Genomic DNA, 20,842 nt, shown 5'->3' with positions numbered 1-20,842 from the left:
CACGCCTGTGCCCGGCTCTGAACCCTTACCGCCACCAGCCTGAGGGAGCAAGGTCGATGTCACGTAACGAGCCCTTTGAAAGCGTGCCCATGGCGAACGATCACCCGGACCAGGCCATCGGCCTGTCCCAGGCGCTGCTGGCGCCGCGTATCGTGATCGAAGACACCCAACCCGTGCTCGAAGCCGGTACCTTCGCCGCCAAGGCCATCAGCGGCCAGCCGGTGGCGGTCAGCAGCAACGTCTATTGCGATGGCCACGACCGCCTGGCGGTGATGCTCTGCTGGCGCCAGGCCAACAGCCGCCGCTGGCATTGCGTGCCCATGCACTCACCGGGCAACGACCTGTGGCTGGCCGAGTTCACCCCCACCGAGCTGGGCCCACACCTGTTCAGCATCGAAGCCTGGGTCGACCCCTTCGCCACCTATTGCCACGACCTGGAGAAAAAGTACCACGCCGGTGTCGAGGTAACGCTGGAGCTGGAAGAGGGCCGGTTGATGCTGGGCAAAGGCATCGACCTGTGCAAAGGCGCCCTGCGTGAGGAGCTACAGGCCACGCAGCAGCGCCTGGCCACACTCGGCACCGACGACCAGGTAGCGCTGTTTCTCGACCCGACCACCGCACGCCTGATGAGTGAGGCCGAACACCGCAGCTACCTGGCCCGCAGCCGTGAATTCCCCGTTGATGTCGACCGCCCGGCAGCCCAGTTCGCCAGCTGGTACGAGTTGTTCCCACGCTCGATCACTGACGACCCCAGGCGCCACGGCACGTTCAACGATGTGCATGAACGCCTGCCGATGATCCGCGACATGGGCTTCGACGTGCTGTACTTCCCGCCCATCCACCCCATTGGCCTGCAACACCGCAAAGGCCGCAACAACGCACTCACGGCCCAGCCGGGCGACCCGGGCAGCCCTTACGCCATCGGCAGCGCCGAAGGTGGCCACGACGCGATCCACCCGCAACTGGGCAGCCGCGACGATTTCCGCCGCTTGGTGGCTGCGGCTGGCGAGCACGGCCTGGAAATCGCCCTCGACTTCGCCATCCAGTGCTCCCAGGACCACCCCTGGCTCAAGGAGCACCCAGGCTGGTTCAGCTGGCGCCCGGACGGCACCATCCGCTATGCCGAGAACCCGCCGAAAAAGTACCAGGACATCGTCAACGTCGACTTCTACGCCCCCGACGCAGTGCCGAGCCTGTGGCTGGCCCTGCGCGATGTGATCATCGGCTGGGTGGAGGAGGGCGTCAAAACCTTCCGCGTCGACAACCCGCACACCAAACCGCTGCCGTTCTGGCAATGGCTGATTGCCGGCGTGCGCGCCCGGCACCCGGATGTGATCTTCCTCGCCGAGGCCTTCACCCGGCCGGCCATGATGGCGCGGCTGGGCAAGGTCGGCTATGCGCAGAGCTATACCTACTTCACCTGGCGTAACACCAAACAGGAGCTGCGCGAATTCTACGAGCAGCTCAACCAGCCGCCCTGGAGCCAGTGCTATCGGCCCAACTTCTTCGTCAACACGCCGGATATCAATCCGTACTTCCTGCACACCTCCGGCCGCGCCGGTTTCCTCATCCGCGCCGCGCTGGCCACCATGGGCTCGGGGCTGTGGGGCATGTATTCGGGCTTTGAGCTGTGCGAAGGCACGCCGCTGCCGGGCAAGGAGGAATACCTGGACTCGGAGAAGTACGAAATTCGCCCACGGGATTTCACCCAGCCCGGCAACATCATTGCCGAGATTGCCCAGCTCAATCGTATCCGCCGGCAGAACCGTGCCTTGCAGACTCACCTGGGCGTGGCGTTTTTCAACTGCTGGAACGACAACATCCTGTACTTCGCCAAACGCACGCCTGAGCGCGATAACTACATCCTGGTGGCAATCAGCCTCGACCCGCACAACGCCCAGGAGGCGCATTTCGAGCTGCCGCTGTGGGAGCTGGGCCTGGACGACAACGCCGAAACCCATGGCGAAGACCTGATGAACGGCCATCGCTGGTCGTGGTATGGCAAGACCCAGTTCATGCGCATTGAGCCCTGGCATCAGCCATTCGGTATCTGGCGTATCGAAAAAGCCCATTGATGATCGCACGCTGTTCCCCTGTAGGAGCGGGTTTACCCGCGAACACCGGCGAAGCCGGTGCCATACACCGCGGTGCCTGCTTCGCGGGTAAACCCGCTCCTACAGAGGATCGCGCAAGCTCAAGACAGCTTTGAAAGGAGTCCCCCATGGCCAAGCGTTCCCGCCCGGCAGCCTTCATCGACGACCCGCTGTGGTACAAGGACGCCGTCATCTACCAGCTGCACATCAAGTCGTTCTTCGATTCGAACAACGACGGCATCGGCGACTTCGCCGGCCTGATCAGCAAGCTCGACTACATCGCCGAGCTGGGCGTCAACACCCTGTGGCTGCTGCCGTTCTACCCCTCGCCACGGCGCGACGACGGCTACGACATCGCCGAATACAAGGCCGTGCACCCTGATTACGGCAGCCTGGCAGACGCCCGCCGGTTCATCACCGAGGCCCACAAGCGTGGCCTGCGGGTGATCACCGAACTGGTCATCAACCACACCAGCGACCAGCACCCGTGGTTCCAGCGTGCCCGCCATGCCAAGCGCGGCAGCAAGGCGCGCGATTTCTATGTGTGGTCGGACGATGACCAGAAGTACGACGGCACGCGCATCATCTTTCTCGACACCGAAAAGTCCAACTGGACCTGGGACCCGGTCGCCGGCCAGTACTTCTGGCACCGCTTCTATTCGCACCAGCCCGACCTCAACTTCGACAACCCGCAGGTGCTCAAGGCGGTGATCGATGTGATGCGCTTCTGGCTCGACCTGGGCGTCGATGGCCTGCGCCTGGATGCCATCCCCTACCTGATCGAACGCGACGGCACCAACAACGAAAACCTGCCCGAGACCCATTCGGTGCTCAAGGCCATCCGCGCCGAAATCGACGCCAACTATCCCGACCGCATGCTGTTGGCCGAGGCCAACCAGTGGCCCGAAGACACCCGCCCGTACTTCGGCGAAGGCGAGGGCGACGAGTGCCACATGGCGTTTCACTTCCCGCTGATGCCGCGCATGTACATGGCCCTGGCCATGGAGGACCGCTTCCCGATCACCGACATCCTACGCCAGACCCCGGAAATTCCGGCCAATTGCCAATGGGCGATCTTCCTGCGCAACCACGATGAGCTGACCCTGGAAATGGTCACCGACCGCGAGCGCGACTACCTGTGGAACTACTACGCCGAAGACCGCCGTGCCCGCATCAACTTAGGCATCCGCCGGCGCCTGGCGCCACTGCTGCAGCGTGACCGTCGGCGTATCGAGCTGCTTACCAGCCTGCTGCTGTCGATGCCCGGCACGCCAACCCTGTACTACGGCGACGAACTGGGCATGGGCGACAACATCTACCTGGGCGACCGCGACGGCGTACGCACGCCCATGCAATGGTCGCCGGACCGCAACGGCGGCTTCTCCCGCGCCGATCCACAGCGCCTGGTACTGCCGCCAATCATGGACCCGCTGTACGGCTACCAGACCGTCAACGTCGAAGCCCAGAGCCACGACCCGCATTCGCTGCTGAACTGGACCCGGCGCATGCTGGCGGTGCGCAAACAGCAGAAGGCCTTTGGTCGCGGCAGCTTGCGTACGCTCACGCCCAGCAACCGGCGCATCCTCGCCTATATCCGCGAGCACACCGATGGCGACGGCAATACCGAGGTGATCCTGTGCGTGGCCAACGTTTCCCGTGCCGCCCAGGCCGCCGAACTGGAATTGTCACACTACGCCGACAAAGTACCGGTGGAGATGCTCGGCGGCAGCGCCTTCCCGCCGATTGGTCAGTTACCGTTCCTGCTCACCTTGCCACCCTATGCCTTCTACTGGTTCCTGCTGGCTCCCCACGACCGCATGCCCAGTTGGCACGTACAGGCCACCGAGGGGTTACCCGAATTGACCACGTTAGTGCTGCGCAAACGCCTGGAAGAACTGCTGGAAGCACCGTCAAGCGACACCCTGCAAAACAGCATCCTGCCCCAATACTTGCCAAAACGGCGCTGGTTCGCCGGCAAGGAAGGGCCAATCGACGCCGTCAGGCTGTGCTATGGCGTACGCTTCGGCACCGCCACCACGCCGGTTCTGCTCAGCGAAATCGAAGTGCTCAGCGACGGCACGGCCAATCGGTATCAGCTGCCGTTCGGCCTGTTGCGCGAAGAGGACATCAACACCGCGCTGCCGCAGCAACTGGCCCTGTCGCGGGTGCGCCGCGCCCATCAGGTCGGCCTGATCACCGATGCCTTCGTCCTCGAACCATTCATCCGCGCCGTGCTGCGTGCCTGCCAGGAGGGCATGCGCCTGCCGTGTGGCAACGGCGAGGGTGAACTGCGTTTCGAAAGCACGGCGCCGTTGGCAGGCCTGGCGTTGAACGACGAAAGTGCAGTGCGCTACCTCAGCGCCGAACAGTCCAACAGCTCGGTGGTGATCGGCGACCGGGTGGTGTTCAAGCTGATCCGCCGGGTCAACCCGGGTATCCATCCCGAACTGGAAATGAGTGCCTACCTCACCGCTGCCGGCTTTGCCAATATCTCGCCGTTGCTGGCCTGGGTCAGCCGGGTGGACGAACGACATGCGCCCCATTTGCTGATGATTGCCCAGGGCTACCTGAACAATCAGGGCGATGCCTGGGCCTGGACCCAGAACACCCTGGAGCGGGCGATACGCGACCAGATGGAGCCCACCGCCACTGATGCCGAGTCGCACACCGACGCGTTGGCCGAACTCAGCGGCTTCGCGGCCTTGCTTGGCCAGCGCCTGGGTGAAATGCACCTGCTGCTGGCCGCACCCACCGACGATGAGGCGTTCCGCCCGCGCCCCAGTGATGCCAGCGACAGCCAGCACTGGGCCGCGCAGATCAGTGCCGAACTGACCCGTGCCCTCGACTTGCTGGCCCAGCACCGCGATAACCTGGACAGTGACAGCCAGACCTTGGTCGACGACCTGCAGCAACAACGCGACGGCCTGGCCCACCACATCAGCCAGCTGGCTGGGCAGGCCCAGGGTGGCCTGCTGATGCGCGTGCACGGCGACCTGCATCTGGGCCAGGTGCTGGTGGTTCAGGGCGATGCCTACCTGATCGATTTCGAAGGCGAACCGGCCCGGCCGCTGGAGGCCCGGCGGGCAAAACACAGCCCGTACAAGGATGTGAGCGGCGTGCTGCGATCCTTCGACTATGCTGCTGCCATGATCTTGCGCAGCGCGTCTGCGGTCGACCTTTCCGGCCCGGCGCGCCAGGCGCGTCAGCGGGTTGCCCGGCAGTACCTGCATCAGTCGCGCCACGCCTTCGTCGAAGCCTATGGCCTGGCCACCGCCGCCATGCCCCATGCCTGGCAACAGGTCGAGGGCGAACGCGCCGCACTGGAACTGTTCTGCCTGGAAAAAGCCGCCTACGAAATTACATACGAAGCCGAGAACCGTCCAAGCTGGCTGGCCGTACCTTTGCATGGCCTGCATGGACTGATCAGTACCTGGGGAGAGTCAGAATGAACGTTACAACGCGTGAAAACGGTGGCCTTCGGCAACGGGACCTCGACGCCCTGGCCCGCGCCGAACACGCCGATCCATTTGCGGTACTCGGCCCCCATGGCGACGGCGCGGGCGGGCAGGTGGTTCGCGCCTTTCTGCCCAATGCCCTGAATGTGCGCATCCTGGCGCGGCATGACGGGCGCATCCTCGCCGAAATGGAGCAGGGTAGCCTGCCCGGGTTGTTCAGTGCGCACCTTGATGAGGCACAGCCCTACCTGTTGCACATCGGCTGGGCCGGCGGCGAGCAGGTGACGGAAGACCCCTACAGCTTTGGCCCACAGCTGGGCGACATGGACCTGTACCTGTTCGCCGAGGGCAACCACCGCGACTTGTCCGGGCGTTTCGGTGCCCAGCCGATCCAGGTCGAGGGTATCGACGGCGTGTGCTTCTCGGTGTGGGCGCCCAATGCCCGCAGGGTCTCGGTCGTCGGTGATTTCAACAATTGGGACGGCCGCCGTCACCCCATGCGCCTGCGCCACAGCGCCGGGGTGTGGGAGCTGTTCGTGCCGCGCCTGGGTGTGGGCGAAACCTACAAGTTCGAGGTGCTGGGCAAGGAGGGGATTCTGCCGCTGAAGGCCGACCCGCTGGCCCGCGCCACCGAATTGCCGCCGAGCACCGCGTCCAAGGTCGCCCATGCACTCAGCCACGACTGGCAGGACCACGACTGGATGGCACAGCGCGCGCAGCGCCATGCCTACAACGCGCCGCTGTCGATCTACGAGCTGCACCCCGGGTCGTGGCGCTGCGAGCTGGATGAAGCGGGCGAAGTCGGGCGCTATTACAACTGGCGCGAACTGGCCGAGCGCCTGGTGCCTTACGTGCAGCAACTGGGCTTCACCCACATCGAACTGCTGCCGATCATGGAGCACCCGTTCGGCGGCTCCTGGGGCTATCAGCCGTTGTCGATGTTCGCGCCTACTTCTCGCTACGGCAGTGCCGAGGACTTCGCCGCCTTCGTCGATGCCTGCCACTTGGGCGGCATTGGCGTGCTGCTGGACTGGGTGCCCGCGCATTTCCCCACCGATGAACACGGCCTGGCGCGCTTCGACGGCACCGCCCTGTACGAATACGACAACCCCCTGGAAGGCTACCACCAGGACTGGAATACCCTGATCTACAACCTGGGCCGCAACGAAGTGCGTGGCTTCATGATGGCCTCGGCCCTGCACTGGTTGAAGCACTTCCACATCGACGGCCTGCGGGTCGATGCGGTGGCTTCCATGCTGTACCGCGACTACTCGCGCAAGGCCGGCGAGTGGGTGCCCAACCGCCACGGCGGGCGTGAAAACCTGGAAGCCATTGATTTCATCCGCCACCTCAACGGCGTGGCCGCCCACGAGGCCCCGGGCGCGCTCATCATCGCCGAGGAATCCACCGCCTGGCCTGGTGTAAGCCAACCGACCCAGCAAGGCGGGCTGGGCTTTGCCTACAAGTGGAACATGGGCTGGATGCACGACACCCTGCATTACATCCAGAACGACCCGGTGCACCGCACCTACCACCACAACGAGATGAGCTTCGGGCTGATCTATGCCTACTCCGAGCACTTCATCCTGCCCATCTCCCATGACGAAGTGGTGCATGGCAAGCATTCGCTGATCGACAAGATGCCCGGCGACCGCTGGCAGAAGTTCGCCAACCTGCGTGCCTACCTCACCTTCATGTGGGCGCACCCGGGCAAGAAGCTGCTGTTCATGGGCTGCGAGTTCGGCCAGTGGCGTGAGTGGAACCATGACAGCGAACTGGACTGGTACCTGTTGCAGTACCCCGAGCACCAAGGTGTGCAGCGGCTGGTAAGCGATCTCAACCGGCTGTACCGCGAGGTGCCCGCACTGCATGAGCAGGACTGCCAGCCGCAGGGCTTCCAGTGGCTAATCGGTGATGATGCGCAGAACAGCGTGTACGCCTGGCTGCGCTGGAGCAGCAGTGGCGAGCCGGTGCTGGTGGTAGCCAACTTCACCCCGGTGCCGCGTGAGGGGTATCGGATTGGCGTGCCGTTCGGCGAGCGTTGGCAGGAGTTGTTGAACAGCGATGCCGAGCTGTATGCCGGGTCCAATGTGGGCAATCTGGGGGCGGTGGCCAGTGAGGCAGTGGCAAGTCATGGGCAGCCGCTGTCGCTAGCCCTCAACTTGCCACCGCTTGGGGTATTGGTGCTCAAGCCCATCTAGTTGGCTGGCAGTCCCGGCCTCATCGCGAGCAAGCTCGCTCCTACAGGTATCGCACACCCCTGTAGGAGCGAGCTTGCTCGCGATGAGGCCGGGCCTGCCTACCACCGCATCCGCACCCCGAGGCTACCAATCAGCCCATTCAAATCATTGTCATCCACATCACTGCTGTAATCTGCACTCACAAACAAGGCCACCGAAGGTGTCACCCGTGCCACCAACCCCAAGCCCAATTCCACCGTGGTCGAGTAGCGCGAGCTGGAGATCTTGTCGACCTGGTCCAGCTTCACCTCGTCGGCATTGCTGAAGTCATACCACACGTTGGTCCGCACATAGGGTTCAATCGGCATGCCGCGCACTTCGTAGCGCCCGGACAATTTCGCACCTACCCGGCCACTCCAGCTCGGCTGGCTGTCGAAGGCCTGCAGGGTTTCTTCCTGCACCTGGTTACCGGGGAAGAACTGTTGGTTGATCAACTGTGCCTGAGGTTCGATCACCCAGTTGCCACCCAGGCGAATCGGGTAACCACCTTCCACCGAAAAAGTCATCGCGTGGCCGCTGTCGTCCACGCGCTGGCCGTTCTCGCCACGCCCCAGCACATCGATGCGCGAGCCCATGGCCACGGCGTCCAGGTGCCAGCCCTGTTCATGGGTCATGCTCCAGTAAACGCCCAGGCTTTCCCCGCTCAGGTTCACCGCATTGCGCTGCTTGTCGCCCAACAGTGGGCGCATGCCGTTGAAGCTGCTTTGCAGGTTGTTGTGCCCCACGAAAATCCCTGCGCGGTGCACATTACCCGCAGCCGTTTCACGCACGAACAGGTTCGGGCCGATCATCAGTTGCTGGCTGGGCGCCTCCAGCTGCTCCGGGGGTTGCGCGCCGTTGCGCGAAGTGGTCGGGAAAAACTGCGCCCACTGGCTGGCAACCAGGTCCGGTGCCGCCTGCCCGTGGCGCTCGCTCATCTTCTGTGAAAAGGCATTCAGCGTGCCAATGCTCAGGCCACTGGCGCTGACCGGGTCGAGCGACAGCTGCGGCAGCGCAGGCTGCTGCAAGAAGCCGGGCGAGGTGGGGTCACCTTGCAGCTCGTACGCGAACGTTTCCACCGGGGTTGCCAGAAGCAGCGACGTGGAAACCGCGTAGAAAATGCTGTCGAAGCGCAAGGGGTTCGAGGTGCATTTCATGGCGGATCTCCTTTGTTTTTGTGAGTTACAGCCCGAGGACCTGGCCTGTTGTCACGAGCTGTACGGCAAAAACAGAGGGCGACCCAAACCAGCACGCCAGCCTTCGCAAGCGCGCACAAAGGCGCGAGCTAGAGGCCCGGCGCGAGATCTTTACTGCTAGATAATGTTCAGCTAAGGAGACGACGCCGCTTGCGTCAAGAAAGCGTGAAGAATCTGTTCACGCTTCGTGGTTTGCTTCAACTTCTTGATTTCTTGAGCAAACAGGCAGGGCATAGCCGGGTTCGCTATTTACCGCGCCCCGGCTATGAAGAATGATTGCTAGCGCCTCACCCGCATCGCCACTGGCAGGTGATTCAGTCTTCCTCGTGCTGCAATACCATCAGCAGCATCGACCGCCCTTTGACCTCGAACGTGCTGTCGAACTGCAAGTGCTGCCCCTTGCGCAGCTCCGGCCGGTCGGTATCGACCAGGCAGCTCCAGTATTCGCCCTCGGGCACTGCCGGCAACTTGAACGGCACGATGTCATGGTGGGCATTGACGATCAGCAATACGGTGGCCTCGGCACCCGGCCGGGCAATACCGCTGACCTGCGCACGGCCGTCGATCAGCATGCCCAGGCAACGCCCGTGCGGGTCTTCCCATTGCTCCACGCTCATTTCGCTGCCATCGGGCGCCAGCCAAGTCACGTCCTTGACCCCGATGGCCTCATTGTAGTCGCCTACCAGGAAGCGCGAGCGGCGCAGCACCGGGTAGGCCAGGCGCAGGCGGGTGAGGCGTTTGACAAAGGCCAGCAGCTCCTCGCCGTCCTGGTCCAGGTCCCAGTTCACCCAGCCGATCTCGCTGTCCTGGCAGTAGGCATTGTTGTTGCCGTGCTGGGTACGGCTGAACTCGTCGCCGGCAACGATCATCGGCGTGCCCTGGGCCAGCAGCAAGGTGGCGAAGTAGTTGCGCATCTGGCGCATGCGCAAGGCATTGATGCCCGGGTCGTCGGTCGGCCCTTCCACGCCGCAGTTCCACGACAGGTTGTTGTCGGTGCCGTCCTGGTTGTTCTCGTCGTTGTCTTCGTTGTGTTTGTGGTTGTACGACACCAGGTCGCGCAGGGTGAAACCATCGTGGGCGGTGACGAAGTTGACCGAGGCATACGGGCGACGGCCACGGTTGTTGAACAGGTCGCCCGAGGCGGTCATGCGCGAGGCAAAATCGGCCAGCTGGCCTTCGTCGCCTTTCCAGAACGCCCGCACGGTGTCGCGGAAGCGGTCGTTCCATTCGGCCCAGCCCGGGGCAAAGTTGCCTACCTGATAGCCTCCGGGGCCGCAGTCCCAGGGTTCGGCAATCAGCTTGACCTGGCTCAGCATCGGGTCCTGTCGGCAGGCAACGAGGAAACCATGGCGCTCGCTGTAGCCTTCGCGGTAACGGCCCAGGATGGTTGCCAGGTCGAAGCGGAAGCCATCCACATGCATTTCGCCGGCCCAGTAGCGCAGCGAGTCGGTGACCAGTTGCAGCACGCAGGGGTGGCTCAGGTCCAGGGTGTTGCCGGTGCCGGAATCGTTGATGTAGTAGCGCTTGTCGTCCGGCATCAGGCGGTAGTACGAGGCGTTGTCGATGCCGCGCATCGACAGGGTGGGGCCACGCTCGTTGCCTTCGGCGGTGTGGTTGTAGACCACATCCAGAATCACCTCCAGCCCGGCGTCGTGCAGGTGCGCGACCATTTCCTTGAACTCGGCGATCTTGCCGCTGGCCAGGTAGCGCGGGTGGGGGGCGAAGAAGGCGATGCTGTTGTAGCCCCAGTAGTTGTTCAGGCCTTTGTCCAGCAGGTGCTGATCATTGACGAAGGCGTGGATCGGCAGCAGCTCGATGCTGGAAACGCCCAGCTCCTTGATGTGCTTGAGCAGTTCGTCATTGGCCAGGCCGGCGAAGGTGCCGCGCAGCGCTTCCGGTACGGCCGGGTGGCGCATGCTGATGCCGCGGGTGTGCGCTTCGTAGATGATGGTGCGTTCCCAGGGGATAAGCACGCGCTGGTCGCGGCCCCAGGTGAACGCGGGGTCGATCACCTTGCATTTGGGCACGAAGGGTGCGCTGTCGCGTTTGTCGAACGACAGGTCGCCGTCGGGGTGGCCGATGGTGTAGCCGAACAGCGCCTCGGACCATTTCAGGCTGCCGACCAGCTGCTTGGCGTAGGGGTCGATCAGCAGTTTGTTGGGGTTGAAGCGGTGGCCGTTCTCTGGCTCGTAGGGGCCGTATACCCGGTAGCCATACACAAGCCCGGGGTGAGCGTCGGGCAAGTAGCCGTGGTAGATCTCGTCGGTGTACTCGGGCAGTTCGATGCGCTCGATTTCCTGTTCGCCGCTGGAGTCGAACAGGCACAGCTCGACCTTGGTGGCGTTGGCCGAGAACAGGGCGAAGTTGACCCCAAGGCCATCCCAGGTGGCGCCAAGGGGGAAGGGCAGGCCTTCGCGGATGCGCGATGGGGCGACTGAGCGGGTTTTCTTTGGGGTGCGGGGGCTCATGGCAATCCTCAGGGGGCCTTGGTGGAGGGGAAGTTGTGCAGTCCTGCACCGGCCCTTTCGCGGGTAAACCCGCTCCCACAGGTTCATCGCAGGTGCTGGAAGCAGTGCAGTACCTGTGGGAGCGGGTTTACCCGCGAAGAGGCCGGGCCAGGCTTAACCAGCAGATGGCTTTTTCACTGCCCGAGGCTTTTTCGCCGCAGCGGGTTTGACGCCCGGCAGGGCAGCTACCTTGGGGTCGGCAGGCGCTTTGGGCTCAGCCGCTACCTTGGCCTTGGCCGGCGCCTTTTTGCGCGGCGCCGCCTTGGGCGCTAATGCCTCTGCCTCGGCCAGCTTGCGGCCCATGTCCCAGTGGCGGTCTTCCTGGCCGGCGGGCTTACCTTCGGACTCCCAGATCTGGTAGGCAAATTCGCGAATACGTTTTTCATCGACACTCATCATGACGCTCCTGATGCTCAAGATTGTTGTATCAACAGGTTGACCGGAAACTCCGCCAGCACGGCGCTCAACATCAGCTCCCTTGAAGGGCTGACCGCCGCACAAGGGAAAAGTCCCGTCGAGTTGGCAGGCGACAAGGCAAACGGCAGTACCAGCCGGGTGTCGTCCCAGTTCTGTGCCGGGATCAACGGGGTTGCGGCGCCGCCCAGCAGGCCACTGGCCAGGCGCGGGGCGACGACGATGGCGCGTTCGCCTTCACCCAGGCGGGCAAAGGCGATCACATGGTCGGCATGCCGGCCTTGCACCGTCAGCGGCAGGTAAGCGCCGCGGCGGAACAGGTCGGCATGGGCTTGGCGGCAGTCCAGCAGCCGGGCGATCAAGGCCTGCTTGATGCGGCCGTCGCGCCAGTGTGCCAGCAGCTCGGTGGCGGGCGTGGCATCGTCCAGGGTGGCACGCCTGCAAGCGTAGTCCACCGCACGGCGGTTGTCCGGGTCGACCAGGCTGAAGTCCCAATACTCGTTGCCCTGGTACAGGTCGGGCACGCCGGGCGTGGTCATGCGTAGCAACGCCTGCACCAGGCCATTGAGGGCCCCGGGGCAGGCCAGCAACTGCGCGGCATCGGCCACGGATTTGCGCAGCTGCTGGTTCTCGTTGTCCAGCAGCAGGCTGTCGATGTAACGGGCACAGGCGTTTTCGTAGGCGTCGTTCGGGGCGCTCCAGCTGCTGCGCAACTTGGCTTCGCGCAGGGCCTTCTGCTGCCACTGGCGGATGCGTTCGGCGTACTGGCGCAGGGCGTTGCCGTCCTGCAGGTCGAGGGCCAGCGGCCAACTGCCCAGCAGGGTTTGCAACAGCATCAGCTCGTCGCCGGGGCTGGGCGCCAGGCCATCGTCCAGCTGCGTACGCAGGGGCTCGGCCAGTTCGCGCCAATGCTCCACCCGGCTGGCCAGCCACGGGCCGCGCTCGCTCAGTACGGCCAGGCGTGCGCGGGTGTCTTCGCCGCGCTTGTGGTCGTGCGTGGCGGTGGCCAGCAGGTTGTCGGGGAAGTCGCGCAGGCGCCGTTGGGCTTCGTTATGGAAATGCATGGGCGGGGCGCTGAAACGTTCGGCCTCGAAGCCTACGTCGTTGCGCGACAGCAGCCGGGCACTGCGGTAGAAGGCGGTGTCTTCCACAGCCTTGGCGGCACTGGGCGCGGTCAGCTGCTGGAAGCGCACGCAGGCATGGCGCAACTGTTTGCGGGCGCGGCCCGGTGGCAGGTGCCGCCAGCCTTGCCCGCCCAGCCATTGCTCAAGGTGCTCCAGCAGCGGCCAGTCGGCTTCGCCCAGGTCTTGCCGGGCATTGGCCAACGCTTGCTGGAAAAACCCTTCGTCTTCAGCCGGGCGCCCGCAGGCGTTGAAGTAGGTGCGGTACACCGGGTAATGCGCCACCAGTGCCTGCAAGGCCCGGCGAATGGCGCCCAGGGTCAGGTCGCGGGTCATCAGGTCGTTGCGCGCGACCTGCAACAAGGCCTGGGCTACCGATTCGCAGTCCCCGGCCAGGCTGGCGTTGAGCACCAGGTGGCGCGCCTGACGCACTTCTTCAGGGAAGTCCGGGCGCTCGGTGACGTTGGCCCACAGTTCCGTCAGCGGCGTTTCGCCGGTCGGGTCGTGTTGCAGCAGCGAGACCTGGTTCATGAACTCGTAGCCGGTGGTGCCGTCGGTGAGCCAGTCTCGGTGCAGGTGCTCGTTGGCGCCGAGGATCTTCTCCACGTAGATCGGGAAGTGCTCCAGGGCAGCCTGCAAAGGCCGGCGTGGCAACAGGCCATCGACGCGCCGGCGCAGCTTGCGGCAGTAACCGCGCGGGTCGGCAAGGCCGTCGATATGGTCGATGCGCAGGCCGTCCACCAGGCCGCGTTCGATCAGTTCGAACAGCTTGGCGTGGGTGGCCTCGAACACTGCCGCGCGTTCCACCCGCAGGCCGCCCAGTTCGTTGATGTCGAAAAAGCGCCGCCAGTTGATGTCGTCGGCGGCGGTGCGCCAGCTGGCCAGGCGGTAGGTCTGGCGCTCCAGCAGCAGGTGCAGGCGCTTGAAGCCGGCCTCGCTGCGGCTGTCGAACGCCAGCAGGGCCGACTCGAGGTCGGCGCCCTCGCGGGCCAGGCGGGCCAGCTCGGCTTGCAGCGGGAGGGCATCGGCAAGCGGCGTGGCCGAGTCGTTCAAGGCGGTGAAGTGCTCGGCCAAGGCTGTCAGGGCCGGCTCCGGGCTGAGCGCCAGGATCCAGCCATAGTCAACCGGGCAGATCGGGAAGCGGTGCTCGTAATGCGCCACTTGCAGCAAGCCGTGATGCTTGTCGAATGCCAGCGGTATCTCGCCATGCTTCAATGCCACGCCATAGTCGCTGCCCAGGAACGGCAGCAGCAGTTGCCCGGCCAGCAGCGGGTCACTGGAATGCCACTGGATGTCGAAGAATTCTGCATACGGGCTGCGCCGGCCCCAGGCCAGCACGCTCTGCCACCAAGGATTGTCGGCGCCGCCCACGGCCATGTGGTTGGACACCGTGTCGAGGATCAGCCCCATGCCGTGCTGGCGCAGGGCGGCGACCAGCCGCTCCAGCGCGGCCTCGCCGCCCAGCTCGGGGTTGACGCAGGTCGGGTCGACCACGTCGTAGCCATGGCGCGAGTCAGCACGGGCTTTGAGGATGGGCGATGCATACAGGTGGCTGATGCCCAGCTGGGCGAAGTACGGCACCAGCGGCACGGCATGGTCAAGGGTGAAGTCGCTGTGAAATTGCAGGCGCAGGGTCGCGGTCAGCGGCTTCATCGGTCACGCTCCCAGGCCTGTTCGCGGGCCTGGGCCAGCAGCTCCAGGCGCCGTGCGGCATCTTCGTCATCAAGCAGGTCGCGGATTGGCAAGGCGAAGCGCCGGCGCCAGTTGGGGTGCCCGGCGGTGGTGCCCGGCAGGTTGGGTTGCTCGTCGCAGCCCAGCAGGTCTTCGAGTGGCACCAGCACCAGCGGCGCGCGGGTATGGCCGACGTAGCGGATGGCGGCATCGATCAGCGCGTCGTTGTCTTTCAACGCACCGTAGTTGGCTTCCAGGGTGCGGCGCAGGCCTTCGTGCTCTTTCTGGCGGTCGTGGCGCCAGTGCAATTCGGTGGCGGCATCGATCAGCTGCAAGCGGTGGCTCCAGTCGATGTCGCGGTTTTCCAGCCAGCCGGCCAGGGGCGCCAGGTCGTGGGTGCCGGTGGTGGCCAGGGCGTTGTCCGGCCAGTCGAGAATCGGCTTGAACTGGCCGGGCTGGGTTTGCTCGAAGGGCAGCACGCGCATGCCCAGCACGGCTTTCTCTGCCAGGGTTTCGCGCAGGCCATCGGGCACGGTGCCCAGGTCTTCGCCGAGGATGATTGCCTGGTGGCGCACCGACTCCAGCGCCAGCAGGCGCAGCAGGTCGTCCAGTGGGTAATTGAGGTAGGCACCTTCACTGGGCTTGGCGCCCTGTGGGATCAGCCACAGCCGGCGCAGGCCCATCACGTGGTCGATGCGCAGCCCACCCGCGTGGGCGAGGTTGGCCCGCAGCATTTCGATGAAGGCGCGGTAGCCATTGCGCTTGAGGCCTTCGGGCGAGAACGCGCAGATGCCCCAGTCCTGCCCGGCGCGGTTGAGGATGTCGGGCGGCGCACCCACCTTGAGGCCCGCCAGCAGTTCGTCCTGGCGGCTCCAGGCTTGGCTGCCGGCACCGTCGGCACCCACGGCCAGGTCGGCGATCAGGCCAACGCTCATGCCGTTGCTGCGGGCGGCTTCCTGCGCACGCTGCAGGCCCCGTTCGGTCAGCCATTGGCAAAAGGCATGGAACTCGACCTTGGCCGGGTAGGCGTTGGCGAAGGCTTCCACCTCAGGGTGGTACGGGTCGTGCCAGGCCTTGGGCCAGTTGCGCCAATCGGCACCCAGGCCATGCTCTACCGCCTGTGCTTGCAGTACCTCGAAGCGGCAGTGGTGCTCAAGTGCCTGGCCGCCGGCTTCGCGGAAGCTGTCGAAATCCGTGCGCAGTGGATGGTTGCCCTGGCTAAAGCCCTGGTACAGCGCTTCGAGCAGGCGCAGTCGGGCGCTGGCGGCGCGTGGCCAATCGACCAGTGAGCGTTGTTCCAGGTCTTCCAGTTGCTGCTCCAGGCCGCAGGCTTCGATGGCCATGCGCACCTCCCGTTCACCCAGCAGCGCAGCGGGGCTGGCGTACAGGGTGTTGAGCAGCAGGCGGCTGGAGGGCGAGTAGGGGCTGTAGTGCTCCTGGTCGATGGCCGACAGCGCGTGGATCGGGCTGATGGCCAAGGCATCGGCGCCGCGTTCGGCAGCGGAACGGGCCAGTTGTTCCAGGGCCAGGCAATCGCCGTAGCCGCCGTCGCCGGGGCGGCGCAGGCTGTACAGCTGCACGGCCAGGCCCCAGCAGCGCGGCGGGGGTTGCGGCACCTTGTCTTCCAGGCTGTGACAACGCGGCGGTGCCACGGCCACGGTGAAGCGGCGGCTGTCGATTTCCACGTGGTGGTAGCCGATGGGTAGCTCGCCGGGCAGGCGCGCCTGATCGTCGAGGCTGAGGGTGCGTGAGGTGTGGTCTTCCAGGGTGCAGTGCGCGACGCTGGCAGCACTGAAGTAGCGTGCCAGCGCCAGTGGCTGGCCAAGGTCGGCGGTCAGCAGGGGGGGCAGGTGCTCGCTGTCTTCTGCGGCCTCCACAGCGCGTAGGCTGGCGGTAATGGCGGTGTCATCGGCGGCGGGGTGGCCCAGGCCTTCCAGAATACTGCGCAGCACCTCATCACTGACGCGCTGGGGCCGGGCGTTGGCGTCGATCCAGTCGCGGCTCAGCCCGACGCGGTTTGCCAGGCGGTGCAGGGCGGTTTCGCTCATGGACGCTCCAGATCAGGGGGAAGCAGGCTGACCACACAGCTGTAGGCGGCCAGTTGGTTATCGGGGTGTCGGGTGTCGCTGCTGTCGAACAGCCGCGTGGACGCGGCGGGTAATTCGATGGACTGCGGTGTGTCGCCCAGGTTCAGGTCGATACGCAGGGTGTTGCCATCGCCCAGGCGCCAGCGTGCGGTCAGCGCCTTTTCGCCATGCACCTCGGTGCCCAGTGAACGGCTACCGGGCAGGTGCGGGATGACATGACGGCGGCGCAGGTCGAGCAGTTGCTGGTACAGACCGTGCCAGCCGGCGATCACTTCCTTGTTTTGCGGGCGTGACGCTTCGAAGGTCTGTTCGGCGTTGGGGTCGGGAATGCGCGCGCGTTGCTCGGGGTCGGCGAAGGCGTTGAAGTGGGCGAATTCGCCGCGCCGGCCTTCGCGCACGGCATCTGCCAGCTGGTCATGAAAGTCGGTGAAAAACAGGAACGGCCGGCAGCTGCCATCGTCATCACCCATGAACAGCAGCGGGATCATCGGTGCCAACAGCAGCAGGCCAGTGGCCGCCCGCAAGGCCGGCGGCGGGCACAGGCGGGTCAGGCGTTCGCCCAGGGCGCGGTTGCCGACCTGGTCGTGGTTCTGCAGGAACAACACAAAGGCGCTGGGCGCCAGGTGACCGCTGGGTTCGCCGCGTGGCGTGCCGTGGCGGTTGGCCTGGCCCTGGAACACGAAGCCTTCGGCCAGGCAGCGCGCCAGTTGCTCGATGGGGCGTTGCTGGTAGTCGGCGTAGTAGCCTTCGGTTTCGCCGGTCAGCAGCACATGCAGGGCATTATGGCCGTCGTCGTTCCACTGGGCGTCGAAGCCCTGCTCCAGCAGGCCGGCCTGGTTGTGCTCGTTCTCCAGCACCAGCCACACCTGGCGGCCAGGTTCTACGGCGGCGCGCACGCGTTGCGCCAGCTCGATCAGGAAGTCGGGCTGGTCGATGGCGTGGACGGCGTCCAGACGCAGGCCGTCGCAGCGGTAGTCGCACAGCCACATCAGGGCGTTCTGGATAAAGTACTCGCGCACCTGCGGGCGGCGGAAGTCGATGGCGGCGCCCCAGGGCGTCTGCCGGTCTTCGCGGAAGAATGGGCTGGCGTACTGGTGCAGGTAATTGCCGTCGGGGCCGAAGTGGTTATACACCACGTCCACCAGCACCATCAGCCCCAGGCCGTGGGCCTGGTCAACCAGTGCGCACAGCTGCTCGGGGCTGCCGTAGGTGTTTTGTGGCGCGTACGGCAGCACGCCGTCGTAGCCCCAGTTGCGCTCGCCGGGGAACTGCCCCAGCGGCATCAACTCAATGGCACTGATGCCCAGCTCGGCCAAGCGCGGCAACTGTCGGGCAACCCCGGTGTAACCCTCGAGCAGGCCCACATGCAGCTCCTGGATCACGGCCTCGTGCCAGGGGCGACCTTGCCACGGGTGTTGCCAGGCGTAACCGGCCACATCCACCACCTGGCTCGGCCCCTGTACGCCTTCAGGCTGGTAGCGCGAGGCCGGGTCGGCCACCTGCAAGTCGCCGTCGATGCGGTAGTGGTAACGGTCACCGGCCTGACACGGGGCCACGCCGGTGTACCAGCCATCTTCATCCGGCAGCAGCGCGATGGCCGGCTGCTGTTCCAGTTCCACGCTCACGCTGCGCGCATCGGGTGCCCAGAGGGCGAAGCGCGCCGACGTGGCGTCCAGCAAGTGTGCGCCATGCCTGTGCATCTTCTGGCCCCCGCTCAGTAATGGCTCAGCTGTGCCTGCTTGACCAGGTCCTCATAGAGGCGGGCATAGGGTTCCACCGCTTGGCACCAGTTGAACGGCTGAGTCATCGACAGGCAGCGCATGGCGTTCAGCAGGTCCTTCTTGCCGTACACATAGAAGGCGCGGCTGAGTGCCTGGCGGTAGCTCTCGACGGTGGACTCGTTGAACAGGAAGCCGGTCACGCCGCACTCGATGGTGTCGGCCAGGCCGCCCGTATTGCGCGCCACCGGTAGCGAGCCGAAGCGCTGCGCGTACATCTGGCTGAGGCCGCAGGGCTCGTAGCGCGACGGCATCAGCAAGAAGTCGCTGCCGGCGAACATGCGCCGTGCGTCGGTTTCGTTGAAGCCGATGCGCACGCCGATGCGGCCCGGGTGGCGCAGCGCCAGTTCACGCATGGCCTGTTCTTCTTCCGGCTCGCCACGGCCGATGATCGCAATCTGCCCGCCTTGCTCGACGATGTAGTCGGCCACACCCAGGGTCAGGTCCAGGCCTTTCTGGTAGACCAAGCGCGAAACCACGGCAAACAGCGGACCCTCGGAAGGTTCGAGGTCGAACAATGCACGCACTTCCTGGGTGTTGCGTGCCTTGCCTTCCCAGTCGTTGATGCTGAAGTTGTGTTGCAGGTGCTTGTCGGTGGCCGAGTCCCAGCTTTCGTCGATACCGTTGGGAATACCACCGAGCAGGCCTTGCTGGGCCTTGCTGGCCAGGAAGCCGTCCAGGCCGCAGCCAAATTCCGGGGTGGTGATTTCCCGGGCATAGGTGGCGCTGACCGTGGTGATGTGGCTGGAGTAGGCCAGGCCCGCCTTGAGGAACGACAGCTTGCCGTAGAACTCCATGCCTTCCTGCTGCATGGCGTGTTCGGGGATTGCCAGCTCAGGGCTGCAACCCCGGCTGTACACACCCTGGTAGGCCAGGTTGTGAATGGTGAACAGGGTAGGCGTGCTTAGCCCGCGCCAGTGCATGTAGGCCGGGGCCAGGCCGGCGGGCCAGTCATGGGCGTGCACCACTTCGGGTGTCCAGTGGATCTTGCCTTCGCCAGCCGCAATTTCGGCGGCGGCCAGGCCCAGGCGGGCGAAGCGGATGTGGTTGTCGGGCCAGTCGCGGCCATTGTTGGCACCATAGGGCGTGCCGTCGCGCTGATACAGTTCGGGGCAGATCAGCACATAGATCACCAAGCCATCGGCCATGTCCATGCGCCCGATCTTGCACGGCGGCAATGCCGCGTGGCCGCCCAGTTCACCGACAATATGGATGGGGTTGTCGCTTTCCATCACCTGGCGGTAGCCGGGGATCAGCACCCGCACATCGTGCAGGTGCGCCAAGGCGCGGGGCAGGGCGGCAGATACGTCACCCAGGCCACCGGTTTTCACCAAGTCGGCGATTTCCGAGGTTACGAACAGGATCTTGCGCTTGTTGGGGTTGTGCTGGCGCTGGGCGCCGGGTGCCGTGCCTGTCTTGGCGAAGTCCGGGGTGAGCGGCTCGCGGTTGTCCGGGTTGAATGAATCTACGTGAGGCTCGACAGCGGCACTGATCATACTTCTCTCCGTCCCTATGCTTGGCCGGGTGCTGGCACCCGTGGCGATATATCGTGTTGGTTCTCTCTGGTTCGAATCTGTGTAGTGCGTTCCATGCCCCTGAGTCGTGCGCGCAGGCACAGCGCTGTCGGCATTCCGGCCGCAGGCGATTGGACTGGTTGGGGTGGGTGGGCCGTGGATGGGAGTGTCCCATGCGTTTGACCTACTTAATTCCTGACCTGCCGGCTTTCCTTAAAGTTCGACTTTTTTACGTCACTCTTCCCTTGAGCAAATGGCGGGCCGAAAACCGAGTGTAGGAGAGAAAGTGATAAAAAGGTGACCCACTGGTCACTATTGTTAGGTGCGAAATAGACGCAAACGTTGGCGTATGTGACCAGATGTGAAAAGGTTTGCCGAAGGTCTCTGGCGAGTGCGCCAAATTGTGGCTGGAGAGGGGGTTTGCACCATAGCGGTGCGCCGGAAAGGTGTTTGGGTCTTTGCGGGTGACCCGCGAAGGGGCCTGACCTGAAAAAGCAGAATCAGCAAGGTGGGAGCCCTATAGCCCCCACTGAGAGAAAGGAAAGATCAGAGGCTGACGGCCTTGCCGTCGGTACGCGCTTGCGCCAGCAGCAGGTTCAGTTGGGCGACCTGTTGGCGCAGCTGGTCACGTTCGTCTTTCAGTTTACGCAGCTCATCACGGCGCACGGAGACATAGAGGGTCTGGGTTGGGGTTGCAGGCATCAAGGTACCCATGAGCACACCTCGCGGTTTTGGCTGGTGACAAGTCAAAGCGTAGACGCTTCACGCGGGGCGCATTCTGAATTCT

General features: G+C 64.7%; 12 protein-coding genes. 4 read left to right on the top strand and 8 right to left on the bottom strand.

Going from position 1 to position 20,842, the window contains the following annotated elements; genetic code table 11:
- Positions 1-56 precede the first annotated feature (56 nt).
- The 3 genes from QQ992_RS18765 to glgB all read left to right on the top strand — a co-directional run bounded on the left by QQ992_RS18765 (position 57) and on the right by glgB (position 7,749).
- Positions 57-2,075, top strand: coding sequence for an alpha-1,4-glucan--maltose-1-phosphate maltosyltransferase (locus tag QQ992_RS18765; RefSeq protein ID WP_286110675.1), 2,019 nt, complete (start codon positions 57-59; stop codon positions 2,073-2,075).
- A gap of 146 nt (positions 2,076-2,221) precedes the next feature.
- Positions 2,222-5,542: a maltose alpha-D-glucosyltransferase gene (gene treS / locus QQ992_RS18760; protein WP_286110674.1), complete on the top strand. Its 3,321-nt coding sequence runs from the start codon at positions 2,222-2,224 to the stop codon at positions 5,540-5,542.
- Entirely contained in the window at positions 5,539-7,749 is a 2,211-nt protein-coding gene (glgB, locus tag QQ992_RS18755) for a 1,4-alpha-glucan branching protein GlgB (protein ID WP_286110673.1), read from the top strand. Before treS ends, glgB begins: the two co-directional genes overlap by 4 nt.
- 98 nt (positions 7,750-7,847) lie before the next feature.
- On the opposite strand, the gene QQ992_RS18750 is transcribed toward glgB, so the two are convergent.
- A complete protein-coding gene (locus QQ992_RS18750) occupies positions 7,848-8,924 on the bottom strand; it encodes an autotransporter domain-containing protein (protein ID WP_286110672.1) in 1,077 nt (358 codons plus the stop codon).
- Between the two features lie 189 nt (positions 8,925-9,113).
- On the opposite strand from QQ992_RS18750, the gene QQ992_RS18745 reads away from it, so the two are divergent.
- Positions 9,114-9,239, top strand: coding sequence for a hypothetical protein (locus QQ992_RS18745; protein ID WP_286110671.1), 126 nt, complete (start codon positions 9,114-9,116; stop codon positions 9,237-9,239).
- Between the two features lie 38 nt (positions 9,240-9,277).
- Here QQ992_RS18745 and glgX read toward each other — a convergent pair whose 3' ends face one another.
- From glgX to QQ992_RS18710, 7 genes are all read right to left on the bottom strand, one after another.
- Complete coding sequence (glgX, locus tag QQ992_RS18740; protein WP_286110670.1) at positions 9,278-11,431, bottom strand: glycogen debranching protein GlgX; 2,154 nt, start codon at positions 11,429-11,431, stop codon at positions 9,278-9,280.
- Positions 11,432-11,584: 153 nt separating this feature from the next.
- Positions 11,585-11,869, bottom strand: a complete 285-nt coding sequence (locus QQ992_RS18735; RefSeq protein WP_286110668.1) for a DUF2934 domain-containing protein — start codon at positions 11,867-11,869, stop codon at positions 11,585-11,587.
- Between the two features lie 14 nt (positions 11,870-11,883).
- On the bottom strand, positions 11,884-14,658 hold the full coding sequence (locus QQ992_RS18730; protein WP_286110667.1) for a malto-oligosyltrehalose synthase: 2,775 nt from the start codon (positions 14,656-14,658) through the stop codon (positions 11,884-11,886).
- On the bottom strand, positions 14,655-16,724 hold the full coding sequence (gene malQ, locus QQ992_RS18725; protein ID WP_286110666.1) for a 4-alpha-glucanotransferase: 2,070 nt from the start codon (positions 16,722-16,724) through the stop codon (positions 14,655-14,657). The genes QQ992_RS18730 and malQ overlap by 4 nt, the downstream gene beginning before the upstream one ends.
- Entirely contained in the window at positions 16,721-18,463 is a 1,743-nt protein-coding gene (gene treZ, locus QQ992_RS18720; protein WP_286110665.1) for a malto-oligosyltrehalose trehalohydrolase, read from the bottom strand. Before treZ ends, malQ begins: the two co-directional genes overlap by 4 nt.
- Positions 18,464-18,477: 14 nt before the next feature.
- Positions 18,478-20,037 carry a glycogen synthase GlgA gene (gene glgA, locus QQ992_RS18715; protein ID WP_286110664.1) on the bottom strand — a complete coding sequence of 520 codons (1,560 nt, stop codon included), beginning with the start codon at positions 20,035-20,037 and terminating at the stop codon, positions 18,478-18,480.
- Positions 20,038-20,601: 564 nt separating this feature from the next.
- Entirely contained in the window at positions 20,602-20,769 is a 168-nt protein-coding gene (locus QQ992_RS18710) for a DUF6026 family protein (RefSeq protein ID WP_013973320.1), read from the bottom strand.
- Between the last annotated feature and the right edge of the window lie 73 nt (positions 20,770-20,842).

It is taken from the genome of Pseudomonas kurunegalensis (genome assembly GCF_030291635.1).
Taxonomy (GTDB): domain Bacteria; phylum Pseudomonadota; class Gammaproteobacteria; order Pseudomonadales; family Pseudomonadaceae; genus Aquipseudomonas; species Aquipseudomonas monteilii.
Note: the sequence above shows the minus strand (reverse complement) of the source record. Positions and strands in the feature narration are given on the sequence as shown.